Genomic DNA, 25,930 nt, shown 5'->3' on the forward strand with positions numbered 1-25,930 from the left:
CACTCACTCCACCAGCGGCACGCCCTCAAGCGTGAGCGCCCGGCCCCGCTTGACGGGCGTGAAGGGCGTGTAGGTGTACTCCGAGCAGCCCTCCAGAACGAAGGGGTCGTCCCTGAAGACTTCCTCCAATTGCTCCTGGCTCTCGGCATGCGCCAGCAGCACGCCGCCCGTGTCATCTACCTTGCGGCCCGACACGAGGAAGAGGCCCGAGCGGTAATGCTGGTCCAGCCACTCCCGGTGCCGGGGCGTGACGGCGGCGAGGTCGTCCCCGCTCCTTAGGTAGCGGCTCTGGATCACCCACAGGGTCGGCGTCTGCGTCATGGGCCCTAGCCTATCCCGCTTCAGCTCAGCCGCTTGACGCTGAGGGCCAGGCCGTTGCCGCCGCCCATGCACAGGGTCGCCACGCCCGTCTCCTTGTCCTGCTGTCGGAGCGCGTGCAGCAGCGTGACGAGGATGCGGGCGCCGCTCGCGCCGATGGGGTGCCCCAGCGCGACCGCGCCACCGTTCACGTTCACCCGCTCGGGGTCCAGCCCCAGTTCGCGCTGCACGGCGAGGCTCTGGACGCTGAAGGCCTCGTTCAGCTCCCACAGGTCCACGTCGCTCACGCCCATGCCGCTCTTCTCCAGCAGCTTTTTCGTGGCGGGAACGGGCGTCATCATCACCCACTCGGGGGCGAGGCCGCCCGTGGCGTAGGAGGTGATCTCGGCCATCGGTGTGAGCCCGTGCACCTGCGCCGCTTCCTCGGACATCAGGAGCAGGCTGGAGGCGCCGTCGTTCAGGCCGGGCGCGTTTCCCGCCGTCACCGTGCCGTCCGTCTTAAAGGCGGGCTTGAGCTTCGCCAGCGTCTCGGGGCTGGTGTCGGCGCGCGGCCCCTCGTCGGTGTCCACGACCACGTCGCCCTTGCGGCCCCTGACGGTCACGGGGGCGATCTCGTCGCTGAAGCGCCCGCCCTGCTGCGCGGCCACCGCGCGCTGGTGGCTCTGGGTGGCGTAGGCGTCCTGCTCCCCGCGCCCGATGCCGTACTTCTCGGCCACGCGCTCGCCGGTCAGGCCCATGCCCTCGTCGTTGATCGCGCACCACAGGCCGTCGTGGGTGTTCGCGTCGAGAACCTGCGCGTGCCCCAGCCGGTAGCCCTTCCTGGCCTGCGGGAGGAGGTGCGGCGCGTTGCTCATGCTCTCCATGCCGCCCGCCAGCATGATCGTCTGGTCACCCGCCCGGATCGCCTGCGCGGCCAGGATCACGGCCTTGAGGCCCGAGCCGCAGACCTTATTCACGGTGAGGGCGCCGACCTCGTGCGAGAGGCCCGCCTTCAGGCCCGCCTGCCGCGCCGGGTTCTGCCCGCACCCCGCCTGCACGACCTGCCCCATGATGACTTCCTCAACTAGTTCGGCGGGGATTCCCGAGCGGCGCAGGGTCTCGCGCAGGGTGGTGGCTCCCAGGTCAACGGCGGTCACGTCCTGCAAGGCCCCCAGAAACTTCCCGGTCGGCGTGCGCGACGCCGAGACGATCACGGCTTTGGTCATGGGGGCAGTCTAACGCTCGTTAGGTTCGTCGTGGGTGTATACGTCACTCCAGCCAGATGCGGCCCGCGAAGTCGCCCCGCTCCGCTGCCTTGCGTGCCCGCACCGCCTCTAACTCCTCGGGTGTCAGACCGTGCAACGCCGCCAGCGCGCGTAGCACTTCTAGCACGTCCGCCAGCTCCTCCGGGGTGCGGTCGGCCAGGTATTCCCGCACCTCCTCCGCCAGCTTGTTCCGCAGCGCCCCGGCGTATTCGGTGGCGATCAGCTTCCGATAAATGCTGTCGGGGAACAGGTCGGGAACTTGGTCACGGACAAGTTGTCGGCATCCGTGCAAGCTACACCAAGCCGTTCCGCCTCCCGCGCTAGACTCCCCCTATGTTTGAGGCGCTCGGGAACAAGTTGCAGGACATCCTCGACCGCGTGGGCCGGGAGAGCAAACTCACCGACGCGCAGGTGAAGGCCGCCATGCGCGAGATTCGCATGGCCCTGCTGGAAGCGGACGTGAATTTCAACGTCGCCAAGGATTTCGTGGCGCGGGTCAGCGAGAAGGCCGTGGGCCAGGAGGTCGCCGGGTCCCTGACCGCCGGGCAGACGGTCGTGAAGCTCGTCCACGACGAACTTATCGAGACGCTGGGCGGCGAGGCGAGGCAGCCCACGCTCAAGACGGACGGCAACGTGTGGTTCATGGTCGGCCTCCAGGGGGCGGGCAAGACGACGAGCACGGGCAAGCTCGCCGCCTACTACAAGGGCAAGGGCCGCCGCGTCCTCCTCGTCGCCGCCGACACGCAGCGCCCGGCTGCCCGCGATCAGCTCGAAGTTCTGGGCAAGCAGGTCGGCGTGCCTGTCCTGAAGGTGAACGACGGCGAGACGCCCCAGGAGACCAGGCGCCGCCTCGACGAGTACCTGAAGACCGACTTCCGCGACCTGGTGATCGTGGACACGGCGGGCCGCCTCCAGATCGACGAGGCGCTGATGGACCAGCTCGCCGACCTCCAGAGCGAACTCCAGCCCACCGAGACGCTGCTCGTGGTGGACGCGATGACGGGTCAGGAGGCGCTGAACGTGGCCCGCGTGTTCGACGAGCGCGTGCACCTCTCCGGCCTGATCATCACCAAGATGGACGGCGACGCGCGCGGCGGGGCGGCCCTCTCGGCGCGCAGCGTGACGGGCAAGCCGATCTACTTCGCGGGCGTGAGCGAAAAGATCAATGGTCTGGAGCCCTTCTACCCCGACCGGGTGGCGGGCCGCATCCTGGGCATGGGCGACGTGCTGGGGCTGATCGAGCGGGCGCAGCAGGCCGACCTCAAGGCGATGGAGGTCAAGAAGCCGGGCGACTTCGACCTCGAGGACCTGCTCGTGCAGCTTCGCCAGATTCGCAAGATGGGGCCGCTGGGCGACCTCCTCAAGCTGATCCCCGGCATGAGCCGCGCGCTGCCCGAGGGCTTCAACGTGGACGAGAAGCAGATTCAGCGCATCGACGCGATGATCTCCTCCATGACGCTCCAGGAGCGCCGCAATCCCAAGATTATCGACGGGCGCCGCCGCAAGCGCATCGCGGCGGGGAGCGGCCACACGGTGCAGGACATCAACCGCCTGCTCAAGATGCACGAGCAGATGAAGGACATGATGAAGATGCTCCAGCGGTTCGGCGGTCCCGGCGGCATGGGCAAGGGCATGAAGCCGCCCAAGATGCCCCCGATGCCGCCGAACCTGAAGCGATGAGCTGACTTTTAATCAGCGGGTTCCGGGTCCTGGGCGACCCAACTGGAAGACGACGTCCGGTCCCGCCCGCGTTGACACCCCCCGGGGCGCTCCCTATACTCAGGCCCGCTGCAAGGCGCTCGTCCCAGCGGGTCGTTAGCTCAATCGGTAGAGCAGCTGACTTTTAATCAGCGGGTTCCGGGTTCGAGTCCCGGGCGACCCACCAAGAAAACCTCGTCCAAGACGGGGTTCTTTATTTTGGGCCCCGGTGCGCGCAGGGCCAGGTGCCACCGGAGGACCACAACTCCTTCCCGACAAAGCTGCCTCAGCGCCTCCCCAAGCCCAACCTCCCCTTCTGCTGTTGATCACGGGCGTGGGCTCCCTTAACAGCTACCTACTTATAGGTAAATAGTCCCGTCGTGTTCGGGCTGGCCGTTGTGGAATTCCCCGCCGTTCGAACGCATCCGTAGTAACGTGAGTGCCCCGTGCGCCCCCTGATCCTATCCGCCTGAAGGAGTCCACTATGACCCCATTCGCCCCGTCCGACCTCGCCGCCCGCGCCCGCACCCTTCTCGACCTGCACACCGCCCCGGAAATCCTTACTCTCGCCAACGTGTGGGACGTGGTGTCGGCCCAGGTTGTCGCGGCAACGGGTGCGCGAGCTCTGGCCACGGCCAGCCACTCCATCGCGTCCACCTTCGGCTACCCGGACGGGGAGAACATTCCGCTGGAGTTGCACCTCGACATGGTGCGCCGCATCGTGCAGGCGGTGGACCTGCCGGTCAGCATGGATTTCGAGGCGGGCTACGGCAACCCGGGGGAGACCGCGCGCCGGGCCATCGAGATCGGCGTGGTCGGCGGCAACCTCGAGGACCAGATGAAACCGCTGGACGAGGCCGTTGCCGCCGTGGAGGCGGTCATGGCCGCCGGACGCGAGGCGGGTATTGAGTTCGTCCTCAATGCCCGCACGGACGCTGTGGTGCGGGCGGACAGGGACGCGCCGCGCCCGGGGGTCATCGACGAGGCGATCCGCCGTGGCCGCGCGTTCCTTGACGCGGGCGCCCCGGTGGTCTTCGTGCCCGGCCTCGTCGCGCGTGACGAGACTCAGGCGGTCGCCCAGGCCCTCGGGCCGCGCAGGCTCACGGTGATCAGCGTGCCCGGCGTGAGCCTGCCCGCCAGCGAACTCCAGGCGCTCGGGGTGGCGCGCGTGTCCACCGGGCCCTTTACCCAGCGCGTGGCGCTCACGGCCCTTCAGGATGCCGCCGCGGCGCTGTTCGCCGGGGGAACCCTGCCCCCGGGCACCCGTCCCCTCAACTGAAGCGGGGGAGGGTCCAGAGGCCCCAAGTGACCGTGGCGTGAGCGGTGTTGACCTGCTCACGCCACGGCTCGCAGCGGCCCGCACCTGTTCGAGCGAGGAGGCGCCGTTCGTTTGGCGAGTGCCCCATCAATCGGCCGCGGGGTCAGGTTCCTGGTGGGGACTCCCGGCAAAAGCCCCGCGGGCGACAGGTTCCTCTTGCTCAACCAATCTCCAGCACCGTTCGGTGAGCCAGCCCCCGCGCCCCGGCGACCTGCCACGCGCCTCGGGCGTCTCCACGGGCCATGCACGCCATAAACTTCCCGTCGCGGGCCAGCGTGGTCAGCACCCAGAAGTCGCCCCAGGCTTCGAGTCCCCACTCGGCGCGCATGGCCTTCGCTGCGGCCTCCCACACCGGCTCGGAGAGGTGTTCCAGCGGCGCGATGAAGTGCAGCTCGCCGTCCGTGCCCGGGGTGCGGGCGACCTCGCGGCGGTAACTCTCGCGCTCGCGGCGGGTCATCCGCTCCCAGGCCCCGGCCTCGCAGTAGCGGGCGGGCAGGGCGCTGAAGGTGTCGCGGCAGCGCGTGGGGCGCGCGTCGTAGCGGGTGCAGCCGCCGCTCTCCCGGTCCAGCAGGGGGCAGAAGCCGACCTCCACCCGGTGACGCTCGACGTACACGTCATCGTTCGGGGCGGTGCGGGCGTTGTGCAGCACCCGGCGGGCGTGGGCCTCGACGCGGGCCGCCTCGCCTTCCGTCAGGGCCTGGGCCGTGACCAGCGCCTCGGCCAGGCTGACCCGGATGGGCATGTTGCAGCAGGCGAAGCACCCGGCCCCGCAGTACACCCGGCCGCCCCGCTCCTGATAGCGCGCGGTCCAGGCCTGCGCCCGCCGCCCGTAGGCCGCGTAGGCCCGCCGCACGGGCTCCGTCACCCCGGCGTGGGGGAGGCGGCTCGCGGTGGGGGGGTGGGGGCAGGCGTCACCCGGGCAGGGTAGCGTGGCTATACTGGGCAGAACGTGTTCCGACGCCCCCGTCCGCCGTCCGCGCCCCCGCCCGGGCCTGATCCCCGCCATTCCGGTGTCGTTCCCGCGGGCGAGCTGCCCGACCCCTCGCGGGTGCTGGCCGACCTGCTCGCCCACCCGAGCATGGAGGGCGTGCTGGAGGGGACCCTGGCCCACGCCGTCACGCTGCTGGGGGGGCAGGCGCAGGGGTACGCGGTGCTGCGCCGGGGGCAGGACCGGATCGCCGCCGTGTTCGGCTATCCCAAGTCGCTGATCGGCACCCCGCTCCAGGGACCCTGGACCGGCCCGCGCGTCCGGCTCCTCACCGGGGGCGGGCGTGAGCTGTACGAGCTCAACCCCCCCGAGGTCCAGGCCCAGCTCGACGCTGCGGGCCTGCGCGAGGTGCCGCTGACGCTCATCGTGCCGCTGAGCGACCGGGGCCGCGGCCTGGGGGCGCTCGTGCTGGACCGCACCTCCTCCGAGGAGATCACCCCGGGGCAGCAGGAGGCCGCCGCGGCGTGGGGCGCGGCGGCCGCGCCGCTGCTGGGGGTGCTGCACGCGCGCGACGAGTGGCGGCAGACGGCGCGGCAGATCACGGCCGCCCTGGTGGAGGCGGTCGAGAGCCAGGAGTTCGATGGCCTCGGCCACGCGCGGGCCGTCGCGGACACGGCGATGCGGCTGGGGCGGGCGGTGGGGCTGGTCGAGCGCGAGCTGGAGGAGCTGTGGTACGCCGCCACCCTGCACGACCTCGGCAAGCTGCACGGCGAGGCGGGGCATGCCCAGGTCGGGGCCAACTTCCTGCACGGCGTGCCCCACCTGGCCGAGGCGCAAAAGGCCATTCGCCACCACCACGAGCGCTGGGACGGCCAGGGGGAGCCGGGCGGCCTCGCCGCCGAGGACATCCCCCTGTACGCCCGCATCCTGGCCGCCGCCGACGCCTACGTCCGGGCGGGCGACGTGAGCCGCTTGAAAGCCCAGGCGGGCAAGGCCCTCGACCCGCGCCTGGTCGGCCTGCTGGAGAAGCTGCCGCAGGAGGCGTAGGGGGAGGGCCTTATCTGGCCCCGGGTTGCCGCAGGAAGCGCAGCACCGCCCGCCAGTATCCCTCGCTGACGGCGGCCTCCGTTGTTTTCACCGGGTCGAGGGTCACCGCCCCGCGCAGGCCGAAGCCCGGCGGGACGTACTGCACCCCCCGCGCGGCGCGGGCGAGTTCCCGGGCCGCCCCGATCTCGAAGGGGTCGTCGCTGCTCGTGACGAACACGGGCACCCGGAGCTGCCGCGCGGCGGCCCGGGCGTCCGTCTCGAAGAGGTCTCCCCGGTACGGGCTGAACGCGAGGATTCCGGCGAGGTCCGGGTGCCGCGCGGCGAAGGGGAAGAGCAGCACCCCGCCCGCGCCGCTGCCCAGCGCGAAGAGGGGCACGCCCGGGTGCGCCCGCCGCAGCCACGCGAGGGCCACGTCCAGATCCCTCAAAGCATCGGCCTCGGTCAGGATGCGGGAGCCCAGCCCCGCCGCCGTCCGGTTGGAATACCCGTCGTACTCCCCCCCGAAGCGCGCGTCGAGGGCGAGCGAGGCGTACCCCTCGCGCGCCAGCCGCCCGGTCACGCCGTCAAACTCGTGCAGGTTCCGGCCCGCGTCGTGCAGGAGCAGCACCGCCCCCAGGGGCCGGGTGGGGGAGACGTGCTCCGCGTACAGGGTGAGGCCGTCGGGCGCCTGGAGTTGAACGGCCCCCGCACGGGCCGCGGTCAGGGTGGTGAACAGGGTCAGCAGGAGCGGCAGGGCGACGCGGCGCATGGGACCTCCGGCGGCGGGGGACAACGGCCTCGCGGGGCCGTCAAAGGGGCGGGTGGGTAGGGACAGGATGCCCCGCGCGGGCGGCCCCTGTGATGAGGGAGGCCCAAGGCCATTCCTGGCACGCCGGTCAAAAGGGGGCGAAAATTTGCTCCGCCCCAGGCTGACCCCCGGCGCCGTGGCCGAAAGAACCCTGTCCCGCTGGGGCCATCCCCGCACGCCAGGTGTGGACCCGCCGCTCGCGCTCAGGGTGACCCCTCTTCTGACCTGTGCGCAAAGGCGGGGCGCGGACACCCCGTCATGCTGAGCGAAGGCGAAGCATCTCCAGGCCAGACCCTTCGCGTCGCTCAGGGTGACAACCGTGTTGAGCCTTGCCCCCAGGCTGTCCGAGTCGTGGCTCAGCCCACCTTGTCCATGCGCACCGGGCGGCGCTCCCGGGCACTCTGGTAGCTGGCGAGGATGAGGCGCACGGCCTCCATGCCGTCCTCGCCCGTGCAGATCACGGGCCGCTCGCCCCGGATGGCCTGGAGGAACTCCACCACGTTGCGCGCGTGCGGTTCCAGACCCGCGAACTGGTACACGGCCACATCCTGCTCGTTCCAGTCCGTGCCGGGCGACGAGCGGAAGACGTGGCGCAGGGTGGGTGCCCCCAGCCGGTTGGTGTATTCCAGCGCGCCACGCGTGCCGTACACCCAGAAGGCCTCCTCCCAGCCCGTCGCGGTCCAGGCGTTCTCCACGCTGCCCAGCGCCCCCGACTCGAACTCCAGCGACACCACGCTCGTGTCCTCGACCTCCACGTCATAGCCCAGGGTGGCGGTGCGGGCGTAGACCTCGCGCACCGGGCCGCCGAAATACCGCGCGAGGTCCATCATGTGGCTCCCGTTGTCGAGCAGGGTGCCGCCCCCGGAACTCGCCAGGGTGCGGAAGGACTCGCGCACCGGGCCACCGCCCCAGTCGTGGGCCTGCCGCAGCCGCACGAAGGTCACGCGCCCCAGTTCCCCCGAGGTGATGAGCTGCCGCGCCTTTTCCGCCGCCGCGTTCGAGCGCAGGTGGTGGCCGATCTGGAGGATCACGCCCGCCTCTTTGCAGGTGTCGATCATCTCCCGCGCCTGCTCCAGCGACATGGAGATGGGCTTCTCACACAGGACGTGTTTGCCGGCCCGCGCCGCCGCGACCGTGGCCGGGTGGTGCAGGGAATTCGGGAGGCACACCGACACGGCCTCCACCTCGGGATCGGCGCACAGGTCCTCGAAGCTCGCGTAGCCGCGCGGCACCCGCCATTCTGCCTGTACCCGCTCCAGCGTCCGCGGGTTGGCCTCCGCCACGGCGACGACCTGCGCGCCCGCCGCCTCGTACCCGGCGAAGTGGAAGCGCGACACGCCGCCCCCACCGATCACGCCGACCTTCATGCGGTTTCCCGGGTGGGTTCGAGGGGCGGGCGGTTGCCGAAGGCGCGGGGCGCGCCGAGTGTGGGCGCCGCCCAGCGCACGGCATTCGTAATGACCCGCTGAATGTCCGGGTGGTGGTAGGTGGGATAGGTCTCGTGGCCGGGGCGGAAGTAGAAGACCTTCCCCGAGCCGCGCGTGTAGCAGCAGCCCGAGCGGAAGACCTCGCCGCCGCTGAACCAGCTTAGGAACACCAGCGTCTCGGGGGGCGGCACGTCGAAGAATTCGCCGTACATCTCCTCGCCCGCAAGCTCGATGGTTTCCCCCAGCCCCTCGGCGATGGGGTGCCCCGGCGCCACGACCCACAGCCGCTCGTGGTCGTCGCCCTCGCGCCACTTCAGGTCGCAGCCCGTGCCCATCAGCCGCTTGAAGATCTTGGAGAAGTGCGCGGAATGCAGGGCGACCAGGCCCATGCCGTCCAGCACCCGGCGGTACACCCGCTCGACGACCTCGTCCGCCACTTCCCCGTGCGCGAGGTGGCCCCACCAGATCAGCACGTCCGTGTCCGCCAGCACCTCGCCCGAAAGGCCGTGTTCGGGCTCGTCGAGGGTGGCGGTGCGGACGGGGAACCCGGCCCCCTGCAAGGCGGAGGCGATGACCGTGTGCATTCCCTCGGGGTAGATGGCCTGCACCCTGGGGTTGCGCTTCTCGTGGCGGTACTCGTTCCAAACGGTGACGCGGGGGGTTGCTGACATGGCCGCTCCTCTCGGGTGAATCGTCGCGGCCCAGCATAGGCGCCCCCTGGCCCCGGAACATTCACCAAAACGAAATATGGGGGTCCTGTCCGCCCTCGCGTGGGAACCGTGCCATGCTGAGCCCTGCCATGACGCCCATCCCCTTCGCCTGCATCGCCCCCCACGGCTTGGAGATCCTGGAGGAACTGAGCGGGGGCACCCCGGGCTTGATGGCCCGTACTCGCGCCAGCCTGGAACGCCTCGGGCAGCAGATGCGGGAGGCCGCGCCCGGCGTTCTCGTGGTGCTGACGCCGCACGGAACACGGGCGGAAGGCCAGTTCGCCGTGACGGACTCCGAGCGGGTGCGGGGAACCGTCGAGGGCCACGGGAAGGCGGTGACGATGGAGCGCCCGGTGGACCGCGCCCTGGCCCGCGCCATCGCTCACGCCGCCGCCGCCGATGGTCTGCCCGTCGCCCTCCTCAACTTCGCCACGGGCGAGGGGCCGCTCTCGTGCCTGCCGCTCGACTGGGGCGCGATCATCCCGCTGCACTTCATGCCGGAAGTGCCGGTCGTGGTCGTGAACCCGCCAAGGGGAACAGACTTCGGGCCGCACCTGCGCTTCGGGGCGGCGCTCGCACGGGCCGCCGCCAACTCGGGCAAAAGAGTGGGCCTGGTCGCCAGTTGCGACTGGTCCCACACCCACGCCGAGTCCGGGCCGTACGGGTATCACGCGGCCGCCGCCCGGCTCGACGCCCAGGTCGTGGACCTGACCGGGCGCGGCGACCTGGAGGCGCTTGCTTCCTTCGACCCGCAACTCGTGGAGGACGCCAAACCGGACGGGTTGTGGCAGGCGCTCGTGCTCGCCGGGGCTCTTCCCCCCGAGTCCCGCCGCACCGAGTTCCTGTCCTACGAGGCCCCAACGTATTTCGGGCTGCTCTGCGCAGGCTTTCAGAGTGGGGAGGGTGGGTAGGTGGAACCTCTTCTCAAGCACGAAGAGAAGGTGTTTTGCCTCCTCTTCCCCTGGGTAGGAGGATCGGGGAGGGGGTGGCAAGCGTCAGCTTTCCCTGCTGCTACAGCTTGAAGGCAGGCGCTTGGGCACTCTAACTGGCCTTGGGGCGCCAGGCCAGCTCACCCCCAGCCAGACTCCCTCCTCAAGGGGGAGGGGCTTTTGCTCCTGTCCTCGACGTAGTTTTTCTCCGAAATAAACGTTTGTACACCATCCAAACCTATGGGGGAGGAGCCTGCTCCGCCTCTCCCCGTTCCGCCACCTCCGGCACCGACGCCCGCCACCGTGCCGCCGTCCACTTCTGCTCGCTGTGGGCGCTCTCCACGGCCTTCTCGATGAAATGCACGCCCCGGGCGCCGTCTTCCAGGGTCGGGAAGTCGGCGATCAGGGGATCGGGCTCGCGGTGTTCCAGCCGGGCGCGAATGGCCTCGGCGGCGCCCCGGTAGATGTTGGCGAAGGCCTCGATAAAGGCTTCCGGGTGGCCGCTGGGGAGCCTCGTGGCGGCCTGGGCGGCAGGGCTCAGGTAAGCGTTACCGCGCCGGAGCACCTGAAGCGGCCCGTCGAGCGTCTGCACCTCCAGCGCGTTCGGCTCCTCCTGCCGCCACGACAGGCTGCCGCGCGTGCCGAAGACCCGCAGCCGCAGGTCATTCTCCGCCCCGACCTCGATCTGCGAGCACCACAGCAGGCCCCGCGCCCCGTTCGTGAAGCGCAGCAGCATGTTCCCGTCGTCGTCGAGCGCGCGGCCCGGGACGAAGGTGGTCAGGTCAGCGCAGAGGGCGTCGAGTTCCAGCCCGGTCACGGTCGCCGCCAGATTTTCCGCGTGCGAGCCGATGTCGCCCACCGCGCCCGCAATACCGCTGCGGGTGGGGTCAGTGCGCCAGTCGGCCTGCTTGTTGCCGCCCTCCTCCAACCGGGTGGCGAGCCAGCCCTGGTTGTACTCCACGATGACCTTGCGAATCTCGCCGAGGGCGCCGCTTTGCACCAGATGCCGCGCCTCCCGCACCATCGGGTAGCCGGTGTAGTTGTACGTGACGGCGAAGACGATGCCCGAGCGCCGCGCCGTCTCCATCAGGTCGCGCGCCTGCTCCGAGGTGTGGACGAGCGGCTTGTCGGAGATGACGTGGATGCCCGCTTCGGCAAACGCTTTCGCCACCGGGTAGTGCATATGGTTGGGCGTGACGACCGAGACGAAGTCGATGCGTTCCCCCGGCGGCAGGGCGAGTTCGCCGTCCAGCATCTCCTGCCAGGTACCGTAATTGCGGGTGTTGGCGAGGCCGAGGGCCTGACCGGAGGCGCGGGCCTTCTCCGGTGTGCTGGACAGGGCGCCCGCGACCAGTTCGATCTCGCCGTCGAGCCGGGCGGCCATGCGGTGGACTGCGCCGATAAAGGCCCCCTGCCCACCCCCCACCATCCCCATGCGAAGCTGCCGCATCAGGCCTCCTGCTCCGCTTTGGCAAAGGCGGCGTCGAAGGCCACGTTCGAGGCGGGGAAGTCCAGCCGCCGCAGGAACGCCGCGCTCTCCGTCGCCCCGTGCACCCGGTCCATCCGCGCGTCCTCCCACTCCACGCTCAGCGGCCCCGCGTACCCGATGTCGTTCAGCGCCACGATGATCTCCTCGAAGTTCACGTCCCCCCGCCCCACGCTGCGGAAGTCCCAGTAGCGCCGGGGGTCGCCGAAGGTCGTGTGCCCGCCAAATACGCCCACGTCCCCGTTCCCGTGCCCCCACCACACGTCCTTCATGTGGACGTGGAAGATGCGGTCCCCAAACTCTCGGATGAACTTCACGTAATCCACCCCCTGGTAGGCGAGGTGGCTGGGGTCGTAGTTGAAGCCGAAGCGGGGATGCCGAATCGCTTCCAGCGCGCGCTGCGCCGAGGCAATATCGAAGGCGATCTCGGTCGGGTGGACCTCCAGCCCGAAGTTCACGCCCGCCTGGTCGAACACGTCCATGATGGGCTGCCAGCGGGCCGCGAAGTCCTGAAACCCGCGCTCCCAGTACGCCTGGCTGGTCGGCGGGAAGGCGTAGAGGGAGTGCCAGATGGGCGACCCGGTAAAGCCGTTCACCACGCTCACGCCGAACTTCTGCGCGGCGCGGGCGGTGTCCATCATCTCCTGGGCCGCCCGCTGCCGCACACCCTCGGGGTCGCCGTCGCCCCAGACGTGGGCGGGCAGGATCTCGCGGTGCCGCTCGTCGATGAGGTCGCACACCGCCTGCCCGACGAGGTGGTTGCTGATGGCGAGGCACTGGAGGCCGTGTCCCTCCAGCAACTCGCGCTTCTGCTGAACGTAACTGTCGTCGCGCAGGGCCGCCTGCACGTCGAAATGATCGCCCCAGCAGGCGAGTTCGAGGCCGTCGTAGCCCATCTGCCGGGCGAGGGGGGCGAGGTCGGCGAGGGGCAGGTCGGCCCACTGGCCGGTGAAGAGGGTGACGGGTCTGGGCATGGAACCTCCGGGCAAAGGGGAGAGGCCCGAACCTGGCCGGGCCTCCGGTGCCTCAACAGCTTAGGACGGCCAGCTTAGAACGGCGAGTCGGGGAAGTAGAACTGCTTGGCGTTGGCCTTCGTCACCAGCACCGAGGGGATGATCGTCGTCGCCTTCATCGGCTTGCCCGTGACGCGGCTTTCTACGGTCAGGCGCATCGCGTCCGCGATCATGGAGGGCGGGTAGGTGACGTTGACGGGCATCATCTGGTCGCCGTCCATCACCTTCTTGATCATTTCCTTCATGCCCGCGCCGCCCACGACGAACTTGATGTCCTTGCGCCGGGCCTGCTGGATGGCGCGCAGCACGCCCACCGCCATGTCGTCGTCGCTGGCCCACACGGCGTCAATCTTGGGGAAGCGGGTCAGGTAGTCCTGCATCACCTTGAAGGCGTCGTCGCGGTTCCAGTTGCCGTACTTGGCGTCCAGCACCTTGATCTTGGGGTTCTTCGCCACCGCCGCGTTGAAGGCGGCGACCCGCTGGTTGTCGATCACGGTGGGGATGCCGCGCAGCACGACCACGTTGCCGCCCGACGCGCCCAGCCGCTGCACGAAGTATTCCCCGGCCACCCGCCCGAACGCCGTGTTGTCGCCCGCCACATAGGCGTCCTGCGCCTTGGGGTCGGTCAGGCCGCGGTCCACCACGGTCACGAACACCCCCTTGGCCTTCACGTTCGCCACCGGGCGGGTCAGGGGGGCGCTCTCCTGCGGCAGGATCACGAGCGCGCCAATCTTGTTCACCGTGGCGAGGTCCTGAATCTGGTTCGCCTGCTCGGTGCTGTCCTTGGCCGTCTTGATGATGATCTGGACGTTCGGGTACTTCTTCTCCAGCGCCGCCTTGGCCTGGTTGGCGTGGTACACGACGCCCGCCGTCCAGCCGTGGTCGGCCGAGGGGATGGAAACGCCGATGACCTGCCGAGGAGTGCTCTGCGAGAGGGACGCGGAACCAGCCAGGACGGCGGACAAAAGGACGAAACGCTTGATCGCCTGCATGGGAACCTCCTGAGCGTGAGGGGTGAGGACGGGGCTGGAAAGGGGCGCTTACATGGCTTCCTCCTGTACCTTCACCTGCGGCCACGCTGGAAGAACGCGACCAGGATGATGACGAGGCCGGTGACGGCGGCGTTGAGATACACGGAGATGATGTTGGTGAGATTCAGGACGTTCCCGATGGTCACGAGCAGCACCGCGCCGACCACCGTGCCCCAGATGCGGCCCGAGCCGCCCCGAAGTGCGGTGCCGCCAATGATGACGGCGGCGATGGCGTCGAGTTCCCACAACAGGCCCGTCGAGGGCGTGGCGCTCCCGAGCTGCGGCACGTAGAGGATGGTGGCGAGCCCGACGCACACGCCCAGCAGCACGTAGGTGGCGATCTTGACCCCCGTGACGTTGATCGCCGCGTACCGCGCCACCTGCTCGTTGCTGCCGATGGCCTGCACGTAGCGCCCGTAGCGGGTGCGGTTGAGAATCAGCCCGCCCAGCAGCGCGACCGCCGCGAAGACCAGGATGGGGATGGGGATACCGAGCAGCCTGCCGTAATACACCGGGCTGTAGCGGTCCCCGATGTCCAGGTCGAGCGAGATCGCCCCGCCCTGCGCGAGGTAGGTCAGCACCGCCCGGTAGATGCCCAGCGTCCCCAGGGTCACGATGAAGGGCTCGATGCGCCCCCGAGTGATCGTGGTCCCGTGGAAGAGGCCCGCCAGCGCCCCGATGGCGAGCGCGGCGAGCATCCCGAGGAGGATGGTGCCTACCCCAGCCCCCAGCGAGCCCTTCAACGAGTTCATGATCAGGATCATCGACCCCGCGATCAGCGCCGCGAGCGAGCCCACCGACAGGTCGATCCCGCCCGAGATGATCACGAACGTCATCCCCACCGCGATGATGCCCGTGAAGGCGGCGCGGGTCAGCACGTTGGAGATGTTCGAGGCGGTCAGGAAGTCCGGGTTGAGGAGGGTCGCCACCACTGCGAGGGCGAGCAGGCCGAGGAGGGGACCCAGTGTGCCGAGGCGGGTCAGGACGGAGCGGGGCGTGACGCGGGGAGGCGCGACCTCGGGGAGGGGCGGATTAGGCGTGGACACGGTCGGTCCTCCCCACCTCGTCCACCTTCAGGCCGGTGGCGTACTGGATGACCTCCTGCTCGGTGAGGTGTTCGGCGCTCAGGTCGCCCACCACCCGGCCCTCCCGCATCACGAGGAGACGCTGGCACACGCCCAGCAGTTCGGGGAGTTCGGAGGAGATCACGATGACGCCCTTGCCCCCTTCCGCCAGGCGCCCGATCAGGTGGTAGATCTCGCGCTTGGCGCCCACGTCCACGCCGCGCGTCGGTTCGTCGAGGATGATCACGTCGGGGCTGACCTCCAGAATCTTGGCGAGGGCGAGTTTCTGCTGGTTCCCGCCCGAGAGCGAGCTGGCGGGCACGTCGAGCCGCCCCGCGCGGATGTGGTACTCCCCGGCGGCGCGGCGCAAGGCCTCCCGCTCGGCCCGGATATCGAGCAGGGGCCGCGCGTAGTGGTCCAGCGTCATCAGGGTGAGGTTGGGGCGCAGGTGGAAGTCCACGTGCAGGCCCTTGCCCTTGCGGTCCTCGCTGAGATAGACGACCCCCGCGCGGGCGGCGTCCCCGGGGTTTCGGATGCGGACAGGCCGTCCCTTCACCCGCACGCTCGCCACGTGATGCGGGCGCAGGCCGAGTAGCCCCTCAAAGCTCTCCGTGCGGCCCGCCCCGACCAGCCCCGCGAAGCCCAGCACCTCGCCCCGGTGGACGGTGAAGCTCACGCCCTGCGCCCAGCCCGGTACGTCCAGCCCCTCCACGCTGAGCAGTTCCTCCGTCCCAGGCTGCCCTTTCGGCGGGAACATCGCCTCCAGTTCCCGCCCCACCATCAGGTTCGCCATCTGCCCCTGGGTGAGGTCGCTCGTCGGGGCCGTGGTCACATACCGCCCGTCGCGCAGCACCGTCACCCGGTCGGAGATCGCCTTCACCTCGTCGAGCTTGTGGCTGATGTAGACGATCGTGACGCCCTCCTGGCGCAACCGCCGCATCAGCCCAAACAGCGTCTCCGTCTCGTGCGGTGTGAGAGCGGCGGTGGGCTCATCCATGATGAGGACGCGGGCCTGGCGGGACAGGGCGCGGGCGATCTCGACGAGCTGTTTTTGCGGCACGGTGAGGTCCCGCACGCGGGTGCGGGGGTCGAGCCTCACGCCCAGCCTCCCCAGCGCCTCCCGCGCCCCGCGGACCATCGCCGCGTCGTTCAGCAGCCATCCGCCCGGCTCGTGCCCCAGGTAGATGTTCTGCGCGACCGTCAGGTCCTCGGCGAGGTTGAACTCCTGGTGGATCAGGACGATGCCGCGTGCCTCGGCGTCCCGGCTGCCCGCGAAGTGGACGGGCTCGCCGCCCAGCCGCACCTCGCCCCGCGCCGGCGGGTGGTAGCCGCCCAGAATCTTCATCAGGGTACTCTTGCCCGCCCCGTTCTCGCCCAGCAGCGCGTGAATCTCGCCGGGCGCGACCGAGAACGTCACGTCGTGCAGCACCTCGACCGGCCCGAAGGATTTGGAGACGCCCCGGAAGGCGACGGCCGGGACAGACTCCATCACGCGGCCCCACCCGCGGTTCCTGGCGCCGGACTCGCGGGCTGGACCGGACGCTGAAGTGCGCCAGGACACCGCCGCAGGCATGACCGCTCCACTCCCTGGGGATTGTTCCTGCCTCTAGGCCTGGCCGCAGTCCATACCATTGCTGCACCTCATCGCCCCGATGTTCTCGCCTGACTTTTGCTGCTCGTCCAGCATAAGAGGCCGTGTCAGGCGAGTCAAACACGGTTTCCGCGCCGCCTCGCCGGGCCGGGAGAGGTGGAACTCGGCGGGGGGCGAGTGGCAGCCTTCACAGGGGACGGTGAAGGAAGCGCGAAGACACCCCCGGTGGGGGGAATCCTAGAGTGGGCACCTGAACGTGGGCAGGAAACACACCTGAACAGGGGGGTACGGATGAACGCAGAGCAGGTGGCGCGGGGGTTGGGCTGGTTCAGCGTCGGGCTGGGCACCCTGGAGGTGGTCGCGCCGGGCAGCTTGATTCGCTTCCTGGGCGTGCAGGAGGAACGCACGTCCGTCGTGAGGGCCTACGGCCTGCGCGAACTCGTGGCAGGGGTGGGCCTCCTGACGCAACCGGCGGCGGCGACCACCTGGGTCTGGGCGCGGGTGGCGGGGGACGTGCTCGACATAGCGACGCTGGGCTCGGCCACGACGGGGGACCCGACCGCGCGCAAGCGGACCGGGAACACGCTCGCCATGCTCACCGCGATCACGGTCGTGGACGTGCTCGTGGCCCGGGCACTCACGCTGGAGCGGGCCGAGCCGCCCACGCTCGCCGAGCGGCTCCTGGGAAGGGGGAAGCGCGGATGACGCAGTCACAGGCATCGCAGGCGCAGGGCGGCGCACCGCAGGTCAGCCCGCAGAACTCCAGCCCGGTGGAGCGGCTGATCTTCGGCGGCCTCGGGCTGGGGATGATCCTCCTCAGCCTGCGGCAGAAGAATGAGTCGGGCCTGATCCTCGGCACGGGCGGCGCCCTGCTTCTCTCGGGGGCGGCGATGGGCCGCAGCGTGGGAGCCGCCATCACGCAGGTTCGCCGCACGCCCGACGACACCATCGCCGTGCAGCGGGCGGTCACTATCGGGAAGTCCGCCGACGAGCTGTACACCTTCTGGCGCAACTTCGAGAACCTGCCGCGCTTCATGGACCATCTGGAATCGGTGAAAGTGCAGGACGGGGACGGCCAGAGGTCGCACTGGGTCGCCAAGGCACACAGGGGCACGAGCGTGGAGTGGGACGCCGAAATTACCGAGGACGAGCCCGGGCGCCGCATCGCCTGGCGCTCGCTGGAAGGGGCGACGGTGCCCAATGAGGGCTTCGTGGAGTTCCGGCCCGCACCCGGCGACTGGGGCACCGAGATTCACGTCTCGCTGACCTACCGCCCGCCCGGGGGAACGCTCGGCGCGGCGGTCGCCCGGCTGCTGGGCGAGGACCCCGCGGTGCAGATCGGCGAGGACCTGCGGCGGCTCAAGCGGCTGCTGGAGGTGGGCGAGGTGCCCACCACCGAGGGCCAGCCCAGCGCCCGCAAGGGGATCATGAAGGCGGAGGCGAAGATGTACGACAACCGGAGGACCTCGTGAAGGCCGTCGTGTGGCAGGGCATCAACCGGGTGCAGGTCGAGACGGTGCCCGACCCCGAGATTCTGCAACCCACCGACGCCATCGTGCGGGTCACCGCCACCGCGATCTGCGGCTCGGACCTGCACCTCGTGGACGGGTACGTGCCCTCGATGGTCCACGGCGACATCCTGGGCCACGAGTTCATGGGCGAGGTCGTGGAGGTGGGTTCCGAGGTCCGCAAGGTCAAGGTGGGCGACCGGGTGATCGTGCCCTTTCCCATCGCCTGCGGCAAGTGCTGGTACTGCCAGCACGGCCTGACCTCGCTGTGCGACAACTCCAACCCCAACCCCAAGCTCGCCGAGGCGCTGTGGGGCTATGCGGGGTCGGGGATCTACGGCTACTCGCACATCACGGGCGGTTACGCGGGGGGGCAGGCGCAGTTCGCGCGCACGGTGTTCGCCGACCAGAACCTCTACCAGGTGCCCGAGGGGCTGACCGACGAGCAGGTCCTCTTCCTCACCGACATCCTGCCGACGGGGTACATGGGGGCCGAGAACTGCAACATCCAGCCGGGTGACGTGGTGGCGGTCTTCGGCTGCGGGCCGGTGGGCCTGTTCGGCATCATGAGCGCCTTCCTGCTGGGGGCCGGGCGCGTCATCGCCATCGACCGCTTCCCCGAACGCCTGGAGATGGCGCGGCAGCTCGGGGCCGAGACCCTGAACTACGAGACCGATTCCGTCTTCGAGCGCCTCAAGGAGATGACGGGCGGGCGCGGCCCCGACAGCGTGATGGACGCGGTGGGCCTGGAGTCGCACGCGGGCGGCCCCGGCGGCGTGGCCGACGCCGTGAAGCAGACGACCCGGGTGCTGGAGAGTGACCGCCCCCACGCGCTGCGCGCCGCGATCATGGCCTGCCGCAAGGGGGGCACCGTCAGCGTGCCCGGCGTGTACGGCGGCCTGGCCGACAAGATTCCGGTCGGCGCGTTCATGAACAAGGGCCTGACCATGAAGACGGGCCAGACGCACGTTCACCGCTACCTCGACCTGCTCATGGGCCACATCCAGCGCGGCGACATCGACCCCACGCAGATCATCACCCACCGCCTGAGCCTGGACGAGGCGCCGCACGCCTACCAGATCTTCAAGCACAAGCACGAGGGCTGCATCAAGTGCGTGCTCGACCCCTGGGCCGATCCCAAGGATCACGCGCCGGTCAAACCCGGCTGAATCACTCACCACCGCGGGAAGGGCCGAATCCTGGGAGCGTCACCCCAGGATTCGGGTCTGAGAGACAAGCTCGACAGGAGGACAGGAACATGGCGATGTTGGAAGGCAAAGTGGCGTTCATCACCGGGGCGGCGAGCGGCATCGGGGCGGGAACGGCCCGCCGCTTCGCGCAGGAGGGGGCGATGGTTGCCCTGGCCGACGTGCAGCAGGAGGAGGGCGAGGGGGTCGCGGGCGAGATCACGAAGGCGGGTGGGCGGGCGATCTACCTGAATTGCGACGTGAGCGACCCGGATTCGGTGCGGCAGGCCATCGAGGCGACCGTGAGCGAGTTCGGGCGGCTCGACATCGTCTTCGCCAATGCGGGAATCAACGGTGTCTGGGCGCCCATCGACGAGCTTCAGCCCGAGGAGTGGGACCGGACGCTGGACATCAACCTCAAGGGCACGTACCTCACCGTCCACTTCGCGGTGCCGCACCTCAAGCGGGCGGGGGGCGGGAGCATCATCATCACGAGCAGCGTGAACGGCAACCGGACCTTCTCCACCCCGGGGGCAAGCGCCTACAGCACCTCCAAGGCCGGGCAGGTCGCCTTTATGAAGATGATCGCGCTGGAACTCGGTCGGCACCAGATTCGCTGCAACGCCGTGTGCCCCGGCCTGATCCACACGAACATCGAGGAGCGCACCGAGCAGCGGGGTACCGAAAAGATCGGCATCGAGGTCGAGCTCCCGCAGGGCAGCCCGGCCGTCAACGAGGGCGAGGGTGATCCCGTCGACGTGGCCGACACCTGCCTGTTCCTGGCCTCGGACCTGGGGCGCCACGTGTCGGGCGTCGAGATTTACGTGGACGGCGGCGCCTCGCTGCTGCGCTGATGGTGTCCGCCCCCTTCTATGGCTGCCCTGAACGTTCCGACCTTCCGAAAGGACAGCCGTGGGCTTGATCGTCGTCTCCAACCGTGAGCCCTACGCGCCGAGGCGGGGCGGGGATGGGGGCCTCCACTGGGTGCCCTCCATCGGGGGCCTGACCGCCGCGCTGGACCCGGCCCTGCAACACGCGGGGGGCACCTGGATCGCCTGGGGCGAGGAACTGCCCGGCGTGGCGGACGTGGACCTTCCGCAGGGCAACCCCCGTTACCGCCTGAAGCGCGTGCGCCTGACGGACGCCGAGGTCCGCGACTTCTACCACGGCTTCTCCAACCGCGCCCTGTGGCCCATGAGCCACTACTTCATCGAGCGGACGCGCTATCAGGCCTCCCAGTGGCGAACCTATGTGGACGTGAACCGCCGCTTCGCCCAGGCTGCCGTCGAGAGCTACCGCGAGGGCGACCTGATCTGGGTCCACGACTATCAGCTCGCCCTGGTGCCCCGCCTGATCCGCGAGGCGCTGCCGGACGCCCGCATCGGCTTCTTCTGGCACATCCCCTGGCCGTCCTCCGAGGTGTTCCGCACCCTGCCGTGGGACCACGAGCTGCTCGACGGGCTCCTCGGCGCCGACCTGATCGGGATGCACACGCCGGAGTACGTCGCCCACTTCCTGTCCGCCTGCCGCCGGGTCCTCGGCGCGGAGGTGGAGGGGAATACGGTGCGGTGGCAGGGCCGGTCCTCGCGGGTGGTGGATCGGCCCATCGGCATCGAGGTGGACACCTACGAGGAACTCGCGGCGAGCCCCGAGGTCGAGGAGGCCGCCGACCGCATCCGCCGCACCCTGCAAACGCAGATTCTCCTGGGGGTGGACCGTCTGGACTACACCAAGGGGATTCCCGAGCGGCTGGAAGCCTTCGACACCTTCCTGGGCCGCCACCCGGAGGCGCGCGGAAGGGTCACCCTCCTGCAAATCGCCGTGCCCAGCCGCGAGCAGGTCGAGTCCTACCGGCAACTGCGGGCGCGGGTGGAGGGGCTGGTGGGGCGCATCAACGGCAAGCACACCGAAGGCGGCTGGTCGCCCATCCAGTACATCTACCGGGGCGTGCCCCGCGAGGAACTCGTCGCCCACTACCGCGCCGCCGACGTGATGCTCGTGACGCCGCTGCGCGACGGGCTGAACCTCGTCGCCAAGGAGTTCACCGCCTGCTCGGCGGACGGCGTGCTGATCCTCTCGCGCTTCGCCGGGGCCGCGGATGAATTGCCGGAGGCGGTGCAGGTCAACCCCTACAACCCCGAGGGGCTGGCGGGGGCGCTCACCCGGGCGCTCTCCATGCCGCTGGAGGAGAAGAAGGCCCGGTTGGCGCGCCTGCGCGAGCGGCTGCGCCAGAGCGACCTGCGGACGTGGGCCGACGGCTTTGTCGCGGAGATCGCGGGCACATGACCCTTCCGGCGCAACTCCTCACGCTGGCCGAGCGTCCCCTCCTCGTCCTCTGCGACTACGACGGCACCCTGGCCCCCATCGTTCCCCGCCCGGAGGAGGCGTGGCCGGAACCGGGGGCGAGGGAGGCCCTGTCGCGCCTCTTGGCCCACCCCCGCCACCGCGCCGCCATCGTCACGGGCCGCCTCGCCGAGCAGGTTCGCGCCTTCCTGAACCTCCCCGACCTCCCCGTGGTCGGCCTGCACGGCATGGAGTGGCCGGGTGAGGAGTTGGCGGCCCGGGACCCGGAGGCCATCCGCCTCATCACCGCGCGGCTCCCGGATGTGCCCGGCCTGCGGCTGGAGGACAAGGGCTGGACGCTCGCCGTCCACACCCGTGAGGTGTCCCGGGAACGGCAGGCGGACGTGGAGGAGGCGCTGGACGCGGTCACGCTGCCCCCCGGCTGGGAGATGATCTCGGGCAAGAAGGTGCGCGAGTTCCGCCCGGGCGGTTTCGGCAAGGGCCGCGCGGTCGAGCGGCTGGCGCGGCAGGACCCGCACCACCTCCCCGTCTTCCTGGGCGACGACGTGACCGACGAGGAGGGGTTCGAAAGGCTGCGCGCCCGGGGCGGCGTGACGATCAAGGTCGGGGAAGGGGAGACGGCGGCCGAGTACCGGGTCGAGAGCCCCGCCGAAGTCGTTGCCCTGCTGCGGCGCTGGGGAGGCGCGGCGGGCTGAGGGGGTGGGGGAGAGGCAGGCTCTCAACCGGGTATAGGAGGGCCTGTCACCCTGAACGAAGTGAGGGGTCCCGGGACACCATGCGGGGCGAAACCCACCTGATGGCCTTTGCCTGAACTCGTCGTCGCCCTGCCCAAGCGAAGATTTCCCGCGCGTTCCCGCGTCCACCCCCGCTATTCTCCGGCCATGCGCCGCCTCCTGCCCCTGTCCCTGCTGCTCGTGGCCTCTGCCGGGGCCGCCCCCGTCAGAATCGAGTTCTGGCACGCGATGAATCAGGGCACGGTCGCCGGGTACGCCCGGGACTTCAACCGCTCGCAGTCCACTTACGAGGTCGTGCCCGTCGCGGGCGGCAACTACCGCGAGCTGAACGACAAGCTGGGGGCGGCGCTGAAGGCGGGAAAGGCCCCGGCGCTCGCCCAGGTGGAGTTCACCCGCTTCGCCCGGCTGGTGGCCGACGGGCAGCTCACCGACCTCTCGCGCCTGGCGGACGCCCTCCCGGACAGCCTGACCCGCGACATCTACGCCCCGGCCTGGCGCGCGGGCGAGGTGAACGGCAAACGCTACGGCCTGCCCTGGAACATCAGCGTGCCCGTCCTGATGTACAACGCGGGGACGTTTCGCCGGTCGGGCGTGACGCCTCCCCAAACCTGGGCCGAGGTCGAGGCGACGAGCCGCCAGCTCGCCACGGGGGGCAGACGGCCCCTCGTCGCCACCGCCGACGCCTGGACCTTCGAGGCGAATGTGACCTCGCGCGGGGGCAGCCTGGTGGTGAACGGCAGGCCCAACCTCAACGGCCCGGAGGCGGTGGAGGCCCTCACCCAGCTCGCGCGCATGAGCGCCGCTGGCCTGGCGCAGCCCCGCAAGCTTTCGGAGGCGACCCGCGCCGCCTTCGACTTCGCCCGCGGGCAGAACGTGATGGTGGCGGCCAGCGTCGCCAACTGGACGGACGCCCGCAGGCTGCCCTTCTTCCAGCTCGGCATCGCGCCCTTCCCCTGCGAGAAGGCGGGGGGGGCGTGCACCCTGCCGCTGGGCGGCGCCCACCTCGTCGTGCCCAAGGGGACCAACGCCCAGGAACAGGCCGGGGCGCTCGCCTTCTGGCAGTTCCTGATGGAGCCGGCCCGCCTCGCCGAGTGGGTCAAGGCCACCGCTTACGCCCCCACCCGCCGCAGCGTGACGCCGCTGCTGAGCGACTGGTACGCCAAGAACCTGCAGATCAGGGCCGCCCACGCCCAGCTTGACCACGCGGTGCCGCGCCCCGCCGCCCCCGCCTTCGAGGAGTGGACCCTGTACCTGGAGGACGCCATCAGCCAGGCCACCACCGGGAAGCTCAGCGCCAAGGTCGCGTTGGACGAGGCGCAGCGGAGGGCGGCGGGGCGATAGGGGCCAACACTTAACTGGCAGGGCCACCCCACATCCACCACGCCCCTGTTGCAAGAGCACTGCCCAAAAGTGCTTGCAACACTGCCCAAGCGTACGCACAGCCACCAGGCCACAAAAGCGCCACCATCAAAGTAATGACGGCGAGCACGCCCAGCACTTTCAAAATAAACGCCGCCGTCTTATCGGAAAGGGTAGGAGGCCTCACCCTAATGTTTTATCCCCTCAAAAGACCCACCTGACCCTGAGGAGGGCCAGAAGGAAAAAGGGGCCGCCCCACCCGGAGCGGCCCTTTCCTGAACGCCGACCTCAGCCCTTGACCGCCCCCGCCGTCAGGCCGGAGACGATGTTGCGCTGGAAGACCAGCACCAGGATGATCAGCGGCACCGTGACCACGATGCTGGCAGCCATGATCGGACCCCACGGCTGGTCGTACTGGGAGGCGCCGGAGTAGTTGGCGATCACGACGGGCACCGTGCGGTTGCTGCTCGTAAAGGTCAGCGCGAACAGGTACTCGTTCCAGGCGTTGATGAAGGCGAGCAGGCCGGTGGTCACCAGCGCGGGCATCATCACCGGGAAGAGGACCCGGAAAAGGGTCTGGAGGGGCGAGGCGCCGTCCACCAGCGCGGCCTCCTCCAGCTCGCCGGGGATGTCGCGTACAAAGGAGGTCAGCACCCAGACCGTGAAGGGGATCGTGAAGATCAGGTAGCTGAAGATCAGGGCGACGGGGTTGTTGAAGAGGCCCGTCGCCTGCACCAGCGTGAACAGGCCGCCCAGCACGGCGATCTGCGGGAACACGCTGACGGCGAGGATGATGTACAGGATCATCGCCTTGCCCCGGAAGCGGAAACGGCCCAGGGCGTAGGCCGCGAACGAGCCGAACAGCAGGCTGATCAGCACCGACGCTACGGCGACGATCAGGCTGAAGATCAGCCCACGCTGAAAACTGGCGTTGGCGAAGACCTGCGTGTAGTTGCTGAGGGTCGAGGGCGCCGTGATGAATTGCAGCGGCGGCAGGAAGAGGTCCCCGGCGCGGCGGAAGCTGGTGAGGACCGCCCACAGGAAGGGGAACAGCAGGTAGACGGCGATCACCAGCACGAGCAGGTAAAAGAGGACCCGCTGGATGTAATAAAGGGCCGGATTCGTCTTTTGCAGGTTCATGTCGTCCCCCCCTCAGTCGAACCGCACCCGGAAGGCGGTCACGTAGATCACCACGATCACCATGATGATCAGGAAGATCGCCACGGCGACGGCGCTGCCCACGCCCAGCAGTTGGTTGTCGATCAGGGCCTGCCGGGCGTAGCCGGTCATGCTGGTCTGGGCGGCGTTCACCGGCCCCAGCATGACGTACATGATGTCGAAGACGCGCAGCGCGTCCAGGCTGCGGAACACCAGCGCGACGAGCAGCGCGGGCCTCAGCAGCGGCAGGGTCAGGCGCCAGAACTGGGTCCACTTGCTCGCGCCGTCCATGTCGGCGGCCTCGTACATGTCGCCCGGCAGGCTCTGGAGCCCCGCCAGGATCAGCAGCGCCATGAAGGAGGTCGTCTTCCACACGTCCACCGCGATCAGCGCCCAGATCGCCGTGTCGGTGTTCGCCAGCAGGGCCTGCCCACCCAGGATGCCGCGCCCCACCAGCCCGAAGGAGTCGTTGTACATGTACGCCCACATCTGGGCGCTCACGACGGTGGGGATCGCCCACGGCACCAGCATGGCGGTTCGCAGAAAGGCCCGGCCCCGGAAGGCGCTGTTGACCACCAGCGCGATGATCATGCCGAAGACTGTCTCCAGGAACACCGAGACGACCGTGAACAGCAGGGTGTTCTTCACCGCCGTCCACCACTTGGGGTCTTGCAGGAAGCCCGTCCCCACCCCGTCGGTGGTGAACCAGAAGTTGCCCAGCCCCAGGAAGGTGCGCTGATCCGGCGAGGTCAGGTTGGCGTCGTACAGCGAGTAGAAGATGGTGCGGTACAGCGGATAGCCCGCCACGACCGCCAGGGCGATCAGGGTGGGCAGCAGCAGCCAGATCGCCTGCCGGGCGCGGGCGGCCTCGATGCCGCGCCTGCGGGTGGGCGCCGCCGAGGTGGGTGTGGCATTGGTGGTCATGGGTTTGCCCCCTGTCTCGCCCAGCCGGAATGCTGGCGGGCGCGCTGGCCGCAGCGGCGCGTGCGGCGTCGAGGAAGGTGACGGCGAACTCCCGGAGAAAAAGGTTTCCTCAGCCTGCGCCCCCGGGCATGAAGCGGCATGAGTGCGGGCTGGAGCAAACGTGAA

Annotated in this window: 25 protein-coding genes and 1 tRNA gene; 12 read left to right on the forward strand and 14 right to left on the reverse strand. The window is 69.7% G+C overall.

Annotated features, from left to right (window positions below):
- Positions 1–3 precede the first annotated feature (3 nt).
- The 3 genes from DAERI_RS00980 to DAERI_RS00990 are packed head-to-tail and all read right to left on the reverse strand — an operon-like array spanning position 4 to position 1,854.
- Entirely contained in the window at positions 4–321 is a 318-nt protein-coding gene (locus DAERI_RS00980) for a YciI family protein (protein ID WP_103127613.1), read from the reverse strand.
- Between the two features lie 20 nt (positions 322–341).
- A complete protein-coding gene (locus DAERI_RS00985; protein ID WP_103127614.1) occupies positions 342–1,523 on the reverse strand; it encodes a thiolase family protein in 1,182 nt (393 codons plus the stop codon).
- Between the two features lie 43 nt (positions 1,524–1,566).
- Entirely contained in the window at positions 1,567–1,854 is a 288-nt protein-coding gene (locus tag DAERI_RS00990) for a nucleoside triphosphate pyrophosphohydrolase (RefSeq protein WP_103127615.1), read from the reverse strand.
- Between the two features lie 41 nt (positions 1,855–1,895).
- Here DAERI_RS00990 and ffh point away from each other — a divergent pair, with 41 nt between their 5' ends.
- From ffh to DAERI_RS01005, 3 genes are all read left to right on the forward strand, one after another.
- The gene (ffh, locus tag DAERI_RS00995; RefSeq protein WP_103127616.1) at positions 1,896–3,242 is read left to right on the forward strand and encodes a signal recognition particle protein; all 1,347 of its coding nucleotides are present in this window, start codon (positions 1,896–1,898) and stop codon (positions 3,240–3,242) included.
- 129 nt (positions 3,243–3,371) lie between these two features.
- Positions 3,372–3,447, forward strand: a tRNA-Lys gene (locus tag DAERI_RS01000).
- Between the two features lie 297 nt (positions 3,448–3,744).
- On the forward strand, positions 3,745–4,539 hold the full coding sequence (locus tag DAERI_RS01005) for an isocitrate lyase/PEP mutase family protein (protein WP_103127617.1): 795 nt from the start codon (positions 3,745–3,747) through the stop codon (positions 4,537–4,539).
- Between the two features lie 199 nt (positions 4,540–4,738).
- Here DAERI_RS01005 and DAERI_RS01010 read toward each other — a convergent pair whose 3' ends face one another.
- Complete coding sequence (locus DAERI_RS01010; RefSeq protein WP_235610158.1) at positions 4,739–5,443, reverse strand: YkgJ family cysteine cluster protein; 705 nt, start codon at positions 5,441–5,443, stop codon at positions 4,739–4,741.
- Positions 5,444–5,527: 84 nt separating this feature from the next.
- Between DAERI_RS01010 and DAERI_RS01015 the strand changes: the two genes are divergently transcribed.
- A complete protein-coding gene (locus tag DAERI_RS01015) occupies positions 5,528–6,553 on the forward strand; it encodes an HD-GYP domain-containing protein (RefSeq protein ID WP_235610159.1) in 1,026 nt (341 codons plus the stop codon).
- Positions 6,554–6,563: 10 nt separating this feature from the next.
- Here the strand turns inward: DAERI_RS01015 and DAERI_RS01020 are convergent, their stop codons facing one another.
- The 3 genes from DAERI_RS01020 to DAERI_RS01030 all read right to left on the reverse strand — a co-directional run bounded on the left by DAERI_RS01020 (position 6,564) and on the right by DAERI_RS01030 (position 9,438).
- Positions 6,564–7,301: an alpha/beta hydrolase gene (locus DAERI_RS01020; protein ID WP_103127620.1), complete on the reverse strand. Its 738-nt coding sequence runs from the start codon at positions 7,299–7,301 to the stop codon at positions 6,564–6,566.
- 395 nt (positions 7,302–7,696) lie between these two features.
- A complete protein-coding gene (locus DAERI_RS01025) occupies positions 7,697–8,707 on the reverse strand; it encodes a Gfo/Idh/MocA family protein (protein ID WP_103127621.1) in 1,011 nt (336 codons plus the stop codon).
- Positions 8,704–9,438: a ThuA domain-containing protein gene (locus tag DAERI_RS01030; protein WP_103127622.1), complete on the reverse strand. Its 735-nt coding sequence runs from the start codon at positions 9,436–9,438 to the stop codon at positions 8,704–8,706. Before DAERI_RS01030 ends, DAERI_RS01025 begins: the two co-directional genes overlap by 4 nt.
- Before the next feature lie 113 nt (positions 9,439–9,551).
- Between DAERI_RS01030 and DAERI_RS01035 the strand changes: the two genes are divergently transcribed.
- Complete coding sequence (locus DAERI_RS01035; RefSeq protein WP_103127623.1) at positions 9,552–10,388, forward strand: DODA-type extradiol aromatic ring-opening family dioxygenase; 837 nt, start codon at positions 9,552–9,554, stop codon at positions 10,386–10,388.
- Positions 10,389–10,644: 256 nt separating this feature from the next.
- On the opposite strand, the gene DAERI_RS01040 is transcribed toward DAERI_RS01035, so the two are convergent.
- From DAERI_RS01040 to DAERI_RS01060, 5 genes are all read right to left on the reverse strand, one after another.
- Positions 10,645–11,856 (reverse strand): Gfo/Idh/MocA family protein, encoded by a 1,212-nt coding sequence (locus DAERI_RS01040; protein ID WP_103127624.1) that lies wholly within the window; start codon positions 11,854–11,856, stop codon positions 10,645–10,647.
- Positions 11,856–12,866, reverse strand: a complete 1,011-nt coding sequence (locus tag DAERI_RS01045) for a sugar phosphate isomerase/epimerase family protein (RefSeq protein WP_103127625.1) — start codon at positions 12,864–12,866, stop codon at positions 11,856–11,858. The genes DAERI_RS01040 and DAERI_RS01045 overlap by 1 nt, the downstream gene beginning before the upstream one ends.
- A gap of 74 nt (positions 12,867–12,940) precedes the next feature.
- A complete protein-coding gene (locus DAERI_RS01050; protein ID WP_103127626.1) occupies positions 12,941–13,897 on the reverse strand; it encodes an ABC transporter substrate-binding protein in 957 nt (318 codons plus the stop codon).
- Between the two features lie 71 nt (positions 13,898–13,968).
- Complete coding sequence (locus DAERI_RS01055) at positions 13,969–14,982, reverse strand: ABC transporter permease (protein WP_103127627.1); 1,014 nt, start codon at positions 14,980–14,982, stop codon at positions 13,969–13,971.
- Positions 14,969–16,489 carry a sugar ABC transporter ATP-binding protein gene (locus tag DAERI_RS01060; RefSeq protein WP_103127628.1) on the reverse strand — a complete coding sequence of 507 codons (1,521 nt, stop codon included), beginning with the start codon at positions 16,487–16,489 and terminating at the stop codon, positions 14,969–14,971. Before DAERI_RS01060 ends, DAERI_RS01055 begins: the two co-directional genes overlap by 14 nt.
- A gap of 393 nt (positions 16,490–16,882) precedes the next feature.
- Here DAERI_RS01060 and DAERI_RS01065 point away from each other — a divergent pair, with 393 nt between their 5' ends.
- The 7 genes from DAERI_RS01065 (at position 16,883) to DAERI_RS01095 (ending at position 23,665) form a co-directional block, all read left to right on the forward strand.
- Positions 16,883–17,296 (forward strand): hypothetical protein, encoded by a 414-nt coding sequence (locus DAERI_RS01065; RefSeq protein WP_103127629.1) that lies wholly within the window; start codon positions 16,883–16,885, stop codon positions 17,294–17,296.
- Positions 17,293–18,063: an SRPBCC family protein gene (locus DAERI_RS01070; RefSeq protein WP_103127630.1), complete on the forward strand. Its 771-nt coding sequence runs from the start codon at positions 17,293–17,295 to the stop codon at positions 18,061–18,063. Before DAERI_RS01065 ends, DAERI_RS01070 begins: the two co-directional genes overlap by 4 nt.
- The gene (locus tag DAERI_RS01075; protein ID WP_103127631.1) at positions 18,060–19,268 is read left to right on the forward strand and encodes a zinc-dependent alcohol dehydrogenase; all 1,209 of its coding nucleotides are present in this window, start codon (positions 18,060–18,062) and stop codon (positions 19,266–19,268) included. The genes DAERI_RS01070 and DAERI_RS01075 overlap by 4 nt, the downstream gene beginning before the upstream one ends.
- Before the next feature lie 89 nt (positions 19,269–19,357).
- Positions 19,358–20,140, forward strand: coding sequence for an SDR family oxidoreductase (locus tag DAERI_RS01080; RefSeq protein ID WP_103127632.1), 783 nt, complete (start codon positions 19,358–19,360; stop codon positions 20,138–20,140).
- 58 nt (positions 20,141–20,198) lie between these two features.
- A complete protein-coding gene (locus DAERI_RS01085) occupies positions 20,199–21,572 on the forward strand; it encodes an alpha,alpha-trehalose-phosphate synthase (UDP-forming) (protein WP_103127633.1) in 1,374 nt (457 codons plus the stop codon).
- Positions 21,569–22,285, forward strand: a complete 717-nt coding sequence (gene otsB, locus DAERI_RS01090) for a trehalose-phosphatase (protein WP_103127634.1) — start codon at positions 21,569–21,571, stop codon at positions 22,283–22,285. Before DAERI_RS01085 ends, otsB begins: the two co-directional genes overlap by 4 nt.
- 186 nt (positions 22,286–22,471) lie before the next feature.
- Complete coding sequence (locus DAERI_RS01095; protein ID WP_103127948.1) at positions 22,472–23,665, forward strand: ABC transporter substrate-binding protein; 1,194 nt, start codon at positions 22,472–22,474, stop codon at positions 23,663–23,665.
- A 306-nt stretch (positions 23,666–23,971) separates the two neighbouring features.
- On the opposite strand, the gene DAERI_RS01100 is transcribed toward DAERI_RS01095, so the two are convergent.
- Positions 23,972–24,823, reverse strand: a complete 852-nt coding sequence (locus DAERI_RS01100; RefSeq protein WP_103127635.1) for a carbohydrate ABC transporter permease — start codon at positions 24,821–24,823, stop codon at positions 23,972–23,974.
- A 12-nt stretch (positions 24,824–24,835) separates the two neighbouring features.
- A complete protein-coding gene (locus tag DAERI_RS01105; RefSeq protein ID WP_103127636.1) occupies positions 24,836–25,765 on the reverse strand; it encodes a carbohydrate ABC transporter permease in 930 nt (309 codons plus the stop codon).
- Positions 25,766–25,930: the final 165 nt, after the last annotated feature.

Origin of the sequence: Deinococcus aerius (assembly GCF_002897375.1) — a bacterium.
In the GTDB taxonomy this organism is placed as follows: Bacteria; Deinococcota; Deinococci; order Deinococcales; family Deinococcaceae; genus Deinococcus; species Deinococcus aerius.